Consider the following 6,249-nt stretch of genomic DNA (forward strand, 5'->3'; position numbering starts at 1 on the left):
CCCGGAAGCCGTCGGCGATGTGGTGCATGTGCAGGTCGATGGCGTGGATCGTGCGCTCGGCATGCTCGGCGAGCAGCAGGGCGGTCGCCGTCGCGGACCGCTCGGCCGCCTGCAGCACGCCGCGCCGGTCCTGCTCGACCGTCACCCAGTTGCCGACGACGACGACGGCGAACAGCACGACATAGGCGACGGCGACCACCGACGCGATCGCGTGCCGGGGCGTCCGCCGGGGCGCTGGGGGCACGCCGTCCGCCATCAGGTGCGGCCGTAGGTGTCCTCGAAGCGCACGATGTCGTCCTCCCCGAGATAGCTCCCGGTCTGCACTTCGATCAGGTCGAGCGGGATGCGGCCGGGGTTCTCCAGTCTATGCCGCTCGCCGAGCGGTATATAGACGGATTCGTTCTCGCGCAGGAGTCGTTCTTCGTCGCCGCACGTCACCCGCGCCGTCCCGTTGACGACGATCCAGTGCTCGGCGCGGTGGTGGTGCATCTGCAGCGACAGCTGGCCCCCTTCCTTGACCTGGATGTGCTTGACCTGGTGGCGCTGGCCGAGATCGATCGTCTCGTAGTAGCCCCACGGCCGGTAGGTGCGCTTGTGGCTCGTCACCTCCGGGCGTCCCTGCGCCGCCAGGAGGTCGACGACCCGGCGCACATCCTGCGCGCGCTCGCGCGCCATCACGATGAGCGCGTCCTCGGTGTCGACGACGGTGACGCCGGACACCCCGAGGAGGGCCACCAGCCGCTTGTCGGCACGGACGTAGCAGTCCCGGGAATCGACCGCCACCACGTCGCCGGTCAGCGCATTGCCGTCGGCGTCCTTGGCCGCGACGTCCCACAGCGCCTGCCAGGAGCCGAGGTCGCTCCACGCCATGTCGACCGGCACCACCACCGCGTCCCGCGTGTGCTCCATCACGGCATGGTCGATCGAGATCGCGGGCGATCCCGAGAACGCCTCGCGGCCGAGGCGCAGGAAGTCGAGATCGCCGCTGCCGGCCGCCACCGCCGCGCGGGCCGCATCCGCCACGGCGGGCTGGAGCGTCGCCAGTTCGGCGAGATAGCGGTCGGCCCGCAGCACGAAGATGCCGCTGTTCCACCAGCCATGCCCCGTCGCCAGCAGCGCTTCCGCCTCGGCCCGGGGCGGCTTTTCGACGAAGCGGTCGACGCGGTGGACGCCGTCCCGGTCGGCCGACGGCCCCTGGACGATGTAGCCGTAGCCGCTGTCGGGGCTGGTCGGGCGGATGCCGAACAGGGCGAAGCGCCCGTCGGCCGCCGCCGGCGCGGCGCGGTCGATGGCGGCCTGGAAGGCGGGAAGGTCGGCGATGTGGTGGTCCGACGGCAGGACCAGCATCACGCCGCCCGGGTCCGACCGGGCGACGATCGCCGCGGCGGCGGCCACCGCCGGCGCCGTGTTCCGCCCGACCGGTTCCAGCACGATCGCCGCCGGCGTCACGCCGATCGCCCGCAGCTGCTCGGCGACGAGGAAGCGGTGATGCTCGTTGCAGATCACCAGCGGCGGGGCGAAGCGCTCGGGGTCGGAGACGCGCGTCGCCGTCTCCTGCAGCAGCGAGGTCGGGCCGAGCAGCGGCAGCAGCTGCTTCGGCAGGTCGGCCCGCGACAGGGGCCACAGCCGCGTGCCCGATCCGCCCGAGAGGATGACCGGATGAAGACGCGGGCGGACGGACGACATCGGCAGGCTCCTCGTCGGATCGTGGGCGTCCGGGCTCAGGCGGTCTCGACGCGGCCGCCGCCGGCATTGGCGGCAGCGGCCAGCGCCGCCATCGCCCGGCCGGTCAGTTCGCGCAGCCCGGCCGGCGTGTCGGCCGGGCACCAGGCGAGGCCGGCGCTGATCGTCCCGCCCGCGGCTGGGCCGCCGCCGATCCAGGCGGCGACCCGCTGGTCGGCCTCGGGGGCCTGGACCCGGCGCAGCAGGGCGAGCAGGCAGCCGTCGCCGGCCTGGGCCAGGACGTCGCCGAGGGTGGCCGGTTCGCGTGCCAGGCGGTCCGCCAGCGCGGCCGTCAGGGCGCCGGCCGTCTCCTCGCCATCGCGTTCGCGGACCGAGGCCCAGCCGTCGGCGCGCAGTGCCGCCACCGCCATCGCCGGCGGCCGCTCGGCGGCCGCGGCCGCCGCCAGGATCGCCTCGATCAGTTCGCGGCCGGGCAACAGCAGGGAATCGACGGGGCGCCATGCCTTGCTCCGGCCGGCCGCGGGCGATCCGGCCTCGCCGCGCTGACGCAGGCACGAGCGCACGCGCGCGAGCAATTCGGACTTCTGCACGGGCTTGCGGATGTAGTCGGCGGCGCCGGCGGCGAATGCCTGCTGCAGCGATGCCGACTCCTGCCGTGCGGTCACCATCAGGATCGGCACGTCGCGGTAGCGCGGGTCGCTCTTGATGCGGCCGCAGGCGGCGATGCCGTCGATGCCCGGCAGCATGACGTCGAGCAGGATGACGTCGGCGACGGGCGGGGCGGCGGGATTCTCCAGCTGCAGGTGCTCGAACGCCTCCTCGGCCGATTCGGCGACGCCCTCGATGCGGAACCCGTCCGCACTCAGGAGGACGCTGATGAGTTCCCGGATCTCGGCCACGTCGTCGACGACCAGGGCGCGCATGCGATCGCTCTTCCTCTCCAGCATCGGCGGGCAGCCCCCGACCGTACCGGCCGGCCGTGGTGCCAGCATCCGTCATAGCGCGCGGCGCCCCCCGCCGTCACGATGAGGCTGCACCAACGGGAACCTGCACCATTGGCAATCGAGATATTTTCATGGATACATCGCAACCCAGCATGACGGGAAACGATCGATGTTCGGGCTCTCCGAGGCGGAACTGACGGCGGTTCGCCTCAGCGTCCTCGTCGCCGCATGGGCGACGGCAGCCAGCCTGCCGCCGGCGGTGGCGACGGCGCTGGTGCTGGCACGGTGCCGGTTTCCCGGCCTCGGCCTGCTGAACGGGGTGGTGCTGCTGCCCCTCATCCTGCCGCCGGTGGTGACCGGCTACCTGCTGCTCCTGCTGTTCGGTCGCCGCGGTGTCCTCGGCGCCTTCCTCGCCGACCATCTCGGCATCGTCTTCGCATTCCGCTGGACCGGCGCGGCCCTGGCCGCGGCGGTCATGGGCTTTCCCCTGATGGTGCGGGCCATCCGGCTCTCGGTCGAGGCGGTGGACCGGAAGCTGGAGGCGGCCGCCGGCACGCTGGGCGCGGCGCCGGCCTGGGTCTTCCTGACGGTCACCCTGCCGCTGATGCTGCCCGGCATCATCGCCGGGGCCGTGCTCTGCTTCGCCAAGGCGATGGGCGAGTTCGGGGCGACGATCACCTTCGTCTCCAGCATCCCGGGCGAGACCCAGACGCTGCCGTCGGCGATCTACGCGCTGACCCAGGTTCCGGGCGGCGACGCGGGGGCGCTGCGCCTGACCGCGGTGTCGGTCGTGATCTCGCTGCTGGCGCTGCTGGCGTCGGAATGGCTGGCCCGCCGGGCCGGGCGCCGGCTCGGGCTGGCATGACGCCGACGCCGGGTCCGCGGCTTTCGGTCGCCGTCCGCCATCGCTTCGGCGGCTTCCGGCTCGATGCCGGATTCACCTGCGAGTCCGGCGTCACCGCCCTGTTCGGCCGCTCCGGATCCGGCAAGACCTCGCTCGTCAACGTCATCGCCGGCCTCGTCCGGCCGGACGAGGGCCGGATCGACGTCGACGGGCGCGTGCTGGTCGACACCGCGGCCGGGATCTTCCTGCCGCCGCACCGCCGCCGCGTCGGCTACGTCTTCCAGGAGGCGCGGCTCTTTCCGCACTTCCGGGTGCGCGGCAACCTGCTCTACGGCCGCTGGTTCGCCGGCCGCCGCGACCGGCCCGACGAGTTCGGGCGGATCGTCGCCATGCTCGGCATCGCGCCCCTGCTCGACCGGCGGCCGGGCGACCTGTCGGGTGGCGAGCGCCAGCGCGTCGCCATCGGCCGCGCCCTTCTCGCCGACCCCCAACTCCTCCTGATGGACGAGCCGCTGGCCTCGCTCGACCAGGCGCGCAAGGCCGAAATCCTGCCCTACATCGAGCGGCTGCGCGACGAGACCGGAATCCCGATCGTCTATGTCAGCCACGCGATCGACGAGGTGGCGCGGCTGGCGGGCACGGTGGTGCTGCTGGAAGGGGGGCGGGTGCTGGCGGCCGGGCCCCCCGACCGCGTCCTCGCCCGCGTCGACCTCGAGCCGTTGGCGGGCGCGGAGGAGGTGGGCGCGGTGCTCGAAGGCCGCGTCGCGGCCGCGGACGACGGCTACGGTCTGGCGGTCGTCGCGACGCGCGCCGGCCCGGTTTCGGTCCCGGCGGGCGGGCTTCCGGCCGGCGGACGGGTGCGGCTGCGCATCCGCGCCCGCGACGTCATGCTGGCGAGCCGCCGGCCCGAAGGCATCAGCGCGCTCAACGTCTTGGCCGGCCGGATCGCCGACGTCGGCGCGGCGCACGGCGCGGCGGTCGACGTCCAGGTCGACTGCGCGGGTGCGATCCTGGTCGCCCGCGTGACCCGGCGGTCGGCCGTCCAGATGGCGCTGGCGCCGGGCATGCCGATCTTCGCCGTGGTCAAGTCGGTCGGCGTCGTGACCTGAGCTACGCCTCGTCCTCGAGATCGGGATCGGGCTCGGAAAGGGTCGGCGGACCGTCCGACAGCGCCGCCGCGAAGGCGGCCAGATGCTGGGCGGCCGCGGCCTCCAGCGCCGTCTCCATCGCCCGGTAGCGGTCGACCAGGGCCTGTCCGGCGGCCGTGAGCTGGGCCCCGCCGCCGCCCGGGCCGCCGTGCTGCGTCGACACGACCGGCGCGCGGAAGGCCTGGTTCAGGCTGTCGACGAGGAGCCAGGCGCGGCGGTAGGACATGCCCATCGCCCGCCCGGCGGCCGAGATCGAGCCCTGCGCGCCGATCAGCTCCAGCAGGCGGATCTTGCCGGGCCCGAGCGCGCCGTGGCCGCCGAAGTCGACGCGGATGGTGAGCCGCGCCTCGTCGCCGCCGCGCGCCGGGTTGCGGGCGAGCCGGGTGACGCCGCGCGCCGCCGGCCGGTCGCCGGGCCGGTCGCCGGGACGGTCGACGGGGCGGTCGGGGGGGCGATCGGAAGGGGGCGTCGTCATCGGTCGGACCGGTCGGTCGGAGGCTACAGGAGCGGGACGCGGCCGCAAGCCCCTTCCACGGCCGGGCAGTACGGGGCAACATCGCGGGCCTCCCGGCATTTCATCGATCGGAAAGGAAGCATCATGCCGTTCGTCAGCGTCCGTCTCGTCGCCGGCCGCGATCAGGCCACCAAGGACGAGATGGCCCGCAAGATCGTCGACGCCATCGCCGGCACCGCCGGCATGCCCAAGGAATCCGTCTGGGTCGCGTTCGAGGACGTCGCCCCGGGCGACTTCTATGTCGGCGAGAAGTCGGTGGCCGAGAGCCGGAAGAGCAAGGGATGACCCGGCGCCCGCCCCTCGTGCTGCTGCCGGGCCACATGGCCGACGAGGGGCTGTGGGCGCATCCGGCCCGTCATCTCGGCGATCTCGCCGAGGTGACGGTCGCCGACCTCTCCCGCCACGACGGCCTGCCCGCCATGGCCGAGGCGGTGCTCGCGGCGGCACCCTCCCGTTTCGCGCTGGCCGGCTTTTCGATGGGCGGCTACCTCGCCTTCGAGATCCTGCGCCGGGCGCCCGAGCGCGTCGAGCGGCTGGCCCTCCTCGACACTTCGGCCCGGCCCGACGCGCCCGAGCAGCGCGAGCGCCGCCACCGCTTCATGGCGATGGGCGAGCGGGGCGAGCTCGATGCCGTCATGCGGGCCTACATGCCGATCTTCGTCCATCCCGACCGGCTCGCCGACGCGCCGCTGGTCGACGGCCTGATGGCGATGGCCCGCCGCATCGGCCGTGACGGCTTCCTCAACCAGCAGAAGGCGATGCTGGGACGGCCCGATTCGCGCGGCGACCTCGCCGCCATCGCCGTCCCGACGCTGGTGCTGTGCGGCCGCCAGGATGCCCTGACGCCGCTCGCGGTCCACGAGGAGATGGCGGCCGGGATTCCGGGGGGCCGCCTCGTCGTCGTCGAGGACAGCGGCCACATGACGCCGCTCGAGCGGCCCCAGGCGGTGACCGCCGTCCTGCGCTACTGGCTGCAGGTCTGACCGCCTCGCGACGCGCTCGACACCGCGGCCGCTGCCGCGGAACCTTCTCGCCCCCGTAGTCCAACTGTCACGGGCGGTGGCTATGGCTCCCGCCCGGGAAGGGAGCCCCATGGCCCGACGTGCCGTCCTCGTC

General features: G+C 73.8%; 8 protein-coding genes. 4 read left to right on the forward strand and 4 right to left on the reverse strand.

Annotated features, from left to right (window positions below; all coding sequences use genetic code 11):
• The 3 genes from ACE3Q3_RS22305 to ACE3Q3_RS22315 all read right to left on the reverse strand — a co-directional run.
• A partial coding sequence (locus ACE3Q3_RS22305; protein WP_374449710.1) for a hypothetical protein occupies positions 1-244 on the reverse strand: 244 nt, incomplete at its 3' end.
• An 11-nt stretch (positions 245-255) separates the two neighbouring features.
• A complete protein-coding gene (locus ACE3Q3_RS22310) occupies positions 256-1,686 on the reverse strand; it encodes a mannose-1-phosphate guanylyltransferase/mannose-6-phosphate isomerase (RefSeq protein ID WP_374449712.1) in 1,431 nt (476 codons plus the stop codon).
• Positions 1,687-1,721: 35 nt separating this feature from the next.
• Positions 1,722-2,606, reverse strand: a complete 885-nt coding sequence (locus ACE3Q3_RS22315) for a PleD family two-component system response regulator (protein ID WP_374449714.1) — start codon at positions 2,604-2,606, stop codon at positions 1,722-1,724.
• Between the two features lie 190 nt (positions 2,607-2,796).
• Here ACE3Q3_RS22315 and modB point away from each other — a divergent pair, with 190 nt between their 5' ends.
• A complete protein-coding gene (gene modB, locus ACE3Q3_RS22320) occupies positions 2,797-3,492 on the forward strand; it encodes a molybdate ABC transporter permease subunit (RefSeq protein WP_374449716.1) in 696 nt (231 codons plus the stop codon).
• Positions 3,489-4,580: a molybdenum ABC transporter ATP-binding protein gene (modC, locus tag ACE3Q3_RS22325; protein ID WP_374449718.1), complete on the forward strand. Its 1,092-nt coding sequence runs from the start codon at positions 3,489-3,491 to the stop codon at positions 4,578-4,580. Before modB ends, modC begins: the two co-directional genes overlap by 4 nt.
• A gap of 1 nt (position 4,581) precedes the next feature.
• On the opposite strand, the gene ACE3Q3_RS22330 is transcribed toward modC, so the two are convergent.
• The gene (locus ACE3Q3_RS22330; RefSeq protein ID WP_374449720.1) at positions 4,582-5,094 is read right to left on the reverse strand and encodes a winged helix-turn-helix domain-containing protein; all 513 of its coding nucleotides are present in this window, start codon (positions 5,092-5,094) and stop codon (positions 4,582-4,584) included.
• 123 nt (positions 5,095-5,217) lie between these two features.
• On the opposite strand from ACE3Q3_RS22330, the gene ACE3Q3_RS22335 reads away from it, so the two are divergent.
• Both ACE3Q3_RS22335 and ACE3Q3_RS22340 read left to right on the forward strand, forming a co-directional pair.
• Positions 5,218-5,418, forward strand: coding sequence for a 4-oxalocrotonate tautomerase family protein (locus ACE3Q3_RS22335; protein ID WP_374449722.1), 201 nt, complete (start codon positions 5,218-5,220; stop codon positions 5,416-5,418).
• Positions 5,415-6,116, forward strand: a complete 702-nt coding sequence (locus ACE3Q3_RS22340) for an alpha/beta fold hydrolase (protein WP_374449724.1) — start codon at positions 5,415-5,417, stop codon at positions 6,114-6,116. Before ACE3Q3_RS22335 ends, ACE3Q3_RS22340 begins: the two co-directional genes overlap by 4 nt.
• The last annotated feature ends 133 nt before the right edge of the window (positions 6,117-6,249 follow it).

The organism is Allostella sp. (assembly GCF_041913585.1).
Taxonomy (GTDB): domain Bacteria; phylum Pseudomonadota; class Alphaproteobacteria; order ATCC43930; family Allostellaceae; genus Allostella.

What these genes read in the sequence shown, in the direction of transcription:
- ACE3Q3_RS22310 (WP_374449712.1), bottom strand. Translation starts at nt 1,686, where the DNA reads ATGTCGTCCGTCCGCCCGCGTCTTCATCCGGTCATCCTCTCGGGCGGA.
- ACE3Q3_RS22315 (WP_374449714.1), bottom strand. Translation starts at nt 2,606, where the DNA reads ATGCGCGCCCTGGTCGTCGACGACGTGGCCGAGATCCGGGAACTCATC.
- modB (WP_374449716.1), top strand. Translation starts at nt 2,797, where the DNA reads ATGTTCGGGCTCTCCGAGGCGGAACTGACGGCGGTTCGCCTCAGCGTC.
- modC (WP_374449718.1), top strand. Translation starts at nt 3,489, where the DNA reads ATGACGCCGACGCCGGGTCCGCGGCTTTCGGTCGCCGTCCGCCATCGC.
- ACE3Q3_RS22330 (WP_374449720.1), bottom strand. Translation starts at nt 5,094, where the DNA reads ATGACGACGCCCCCTTCCGATCGCCCCCCCGACCGCCCCGTCGACCGT.
- ACE3Q3_RS22335 (WP_374449722.1), top strand. Translation starts at nt 5,218, where the DNA reads ATGCCGTTCGTCAGCGTCCGTCTCGTCGCCGGCCGCGATCAGGCCACC.
- ACE3Q3_RS22340 (WP_374449724.1), top strand. Translation starts at nt 5,415, where the DNA reads ATGACCCGGCGCCCGCCCCTCGTGCTGCTGCCGGGCCACATGGCCGAC.